This is a genomic window from Prevotella pectinovora, from assembly GCF_000834015.1.
Classification (GTDB): domain Bacteria; phylum Bacteroidota; class Bacteroidia; order Bacteroidales; family Bacteroidaceae; genus Prevotella; species Prevotella pectinovora.
In genome coordinates, this window is the sequence record NZ_JXQI01000065.1 from 1 (window position 1) to 3423 (window position 3423).

Here is a 3423-nt window from a genome sequence, read left to right on the forward strand (position 1 = left end):
ACTGTAGCATCTATGGTGACAAAGGGTATATTGGAGCTGACGTACAGCTTGACTTGTTCGAAACCGCACACATAAGACTGGAGTGTCCGTATCGGCTCAACCAAAAGGACTGGAAACCGACATTCATTCCGTTTGCAAAGGCAAGAAAGAGGATTGAGACAATATTCTCACAACTTACAGACCAGTTCCTGGTCATCAGGAACTACGCAAAAATAACGAATGGTTTGTTTGCCAGAATCATTGGCAAAATTAGTGCACTTACCATTCTGCAATACGTAAACTTCATTAACGACAAGCCCATTGGCAGAATTAAGTATGCACTAAATTAATTCCGCCAACAGGTTTTCTTATTCTTTTGGAGCTTTCAAACCGCCTACAACATCTGTATTGTCCAGATTCGTGCCGGTCTTCTTTACTTCAATTTTGCTTTTGCCGAATTTCAAAGACAGTCTTACTCCAAATTGTCTGCTGACATTTACAGTACGTGTGAAACCGGTATATTCACCCTGTGTGGTGTATTGTGTCTGTGCCCTATGCCGTTCAAATGGGCAGACAGTCCAAAGCGAAATGGTAAGCTTGTCATCTTTCAAAAAACTCCTCTGTAAGCTCAAGTAATCAGAATGGTAGTTTGCAGTGCGACCGTACAGACCAGACAAGTTATGACCGAACGATGCTCCGCCACCAACATTAAGCAAAAGATTCCAAAACAATTTTTGAGAAATATTGCCGCTGACATTTCCATATAGTCCTTTGTTGTATATACCCTGTTCCGGGAAATAGTCCTTCATCCACCCCAAAGTGCTATTTATGGAAATCCTTGTTCTTGTCGTTGGAGTCCATTGCAGGAAATCCATAAATGAAGCCATGCGCACATGAAGGGCATTGGCATAGGTAGTAGTGCGGATATTATCTGTCACGTTATCTACATTCGTCAGGAAATTGTTTGTGAAGCCATAGGCAAGAATCATCTGATTAGTAATTTTGCCGGTGATATTTGTCCACGTCAATGCCATCTGGCTGCTTCTGCTGCTTTTCAGATTCGTGTTTCCGTAAGTTTTTGATTCTGGTTGAACGATAACTGCCGGGTTCAGATAATTGATGCCAGGGCGGTTTATGCTCATGGCATAGTTATATTGGATAGTGTTCGTGTCATTCAGCTTATAGAGAATATTGACAGAAGGGACTAAATCATTCAGGTTGCAGCTGTATGGAGTTCCGTCTCCTTTAGGATAACTGCCTTTCAAGCGAGAAAACTCATAACGCATTCCTGGCCGTAAATTCCATTTACCATACTGTGCAGTCCATTCCACATAAGATGCGGCAATGTTGGTGGAATGATTGAAAAACGAGGACACGGCTGTTTCTTTTCCAGAATAATCCTGTTCGGTTGTATTCTTGCTAAGTCGGTAAATGTATTTCAATCCTACATCCAGAGAGTTATGCTTGTCTATCCTTGTCGTGTAGTCAAGTTGTACAGTGTGTTCTGTGTTGTTGTTCTTCACATATCTGCTGTATGCAGTATAGTCCATAGGCATATTGAAATGGTTGGAATACCCGACATTGTTGTCTGCTTTATTCTGTGTAGCATTCAACATGTAGCTAAGCGTAAATACATTATCCGGTTTTCTCATCTTGTGTTGATAGTCCATGCGCAAGTTATAGTTGTTGTATCGGTTGCGGGGATTCAGATTGTATTCATCATAGGAATAAAGAAAATCATTCAAGTCGTCATAGCGATTGTAGCTTGACATGGAATTTGTCTTGTATGATAAAAAATAACCTCCTGCCGAGAAAGACAGGAGATTAAGGGAGTCAATATCACAACTTGCGGCAATATTCATATAATGAGCATTGCCGCGACTTTGGCTCTGCCGCAGCATATCGAGAACTTGCCCGTTTCTGTATGACACGGAAGAATGTATGCTGCTTTCGTTTTCCTTCGTCGGAAACTGTGTGAAGGCGTAATTAGCCGATACAGTAGTCTTGCCAATACTTGTAGCGGTGTATGCCGAACTGCGGTTTGTGCCGTTGTTGTTGATACTCGAAGACAGCATACCTGTTGCACCTTTGATTAAAGAATTGCTACTTGTGATTATATTCAGTACGGCAGAAGTGCCTTCCGCGTCGTATTTTGCCCCAGGTTCGGTAATAACCTCAATCTGTCTGATTGTAGAAGCTGGTATTGCCTTGAGGATATCTTTTGCCGATATAGAGCTTAGCGTAGGGTCAAGATGGCCGTTACGGTAGATCTTGTAAGTAGAATTGCCTTTCACCAGAATATTGTCCTGGCCGTCAATGGTTACAAGCGGCACTTTGCGTAGAATGTCAAAAACCGAACTTGCTTTTGCTTCTTCGTCGCCAGTAACGTCATACGTTAATTTCCCACTGCCAACCTTTACCAGTTTCCTTGCCGCCAATACTTTCACTTCGTCCAATTGCTTTTCGTATGAAAGAGTGGAACTTTTGTCTTCGCCAATTTCCTTTATGAACATATCCCTGTAGTTGATCACCATCTTATGGTGGTTGGGAGAGATATTGAATTTCATGTCCCAATAGAAAGACGGTCCTGTAGAAGGAGCAGGAGTATGGTTCTTGGGAAATATAATCTTGCTGTTGTCAATATCAAACTGGATTTCTCCGGCAGCACTCAGTATATCTCGTCCGAGGGTAAGAGGCTTGGTTGAGGCTAAAGGTATTTCTGCAACAATGTTGTGTATTTCCAAATCCCCGATGTTCATCTTTTCTACAATTCCCAGCAATACTTTTTGTCCCATGTGTTCGACCGTATCAGGCAGAACCTTTATATTCAATTCTTTTGCCGTTTCAATAGGAATTACCGTATGGTCGCTGCATGGATCAATGACAAATGCTAACGGCTTGTTGTTTATGACAGCTGTGATGTTCATCATATTACTGCATGGAACAATAATATCCTGTGACACAGGACTGATTCTGATAGGCTGCTGATTCCTTAATGCCTGAATTTCTTTATTGTATGCGAACAAGGCTCCAACCAATCCTGTGCGAGGCTGTGAAGACAACGCAGGGATAATGTTGCCCATCATTGAAGCTGCACTTGCATATTGTCCTTGCTGACAGAGAGTTTTTGCCAAAAGAATGATGAAGCTGTATGTATTTTGCGCTCCAAGCTCTGTCTGATGCTTATTGAGCAAAATGTTCACAGCCTGCATAGTCTGTTCCGGTCGATTGAATTGGTAACCAATCATCGCTTCGGCAATGCTTTTCAGTACCTCAGACTTCATCTGAGGTTTTAGTTGAGTATATTGCCTGTTCAATTCCAACCAGTTTTGGTTATTGACGAGCTGACCGACTGTTTGGTCAGCATCTTGTGCCATCATAAATAAATGGCAAAAAAATAATATTGTTATAAATAATTTACTTAAAAAACAACCGCCGATCACA

The 3423-nt window shown here is 41.7% G+C and carries 2 protein-coding genes; one reads left to right on the top strand and one right to left on the bottom strand.

The genetic code is table 11. From position 1 onward, the window contains the following. Nucleotides 1-329 (top strand): transposase (locus ST42_RS09845; RefSeq protein ID WP_044064441.1); only part of this gene is annotated, 329 nt, incomplete at its 5' end. An 18-nt stretch (nt 330-347) separates the two neighbouring features. Here the strand turns inward: ST42_RS09845 and ST42_RS09850 are convergent. After that, nucleotides 348-3423: TonB-dependent receptor domain-containing protein (locus tag ST42_RS09850; RefSeq protein WP_156139346.1), on the bottom strand; the 3076-nt coding region annotated here is incomplete at its 5' end.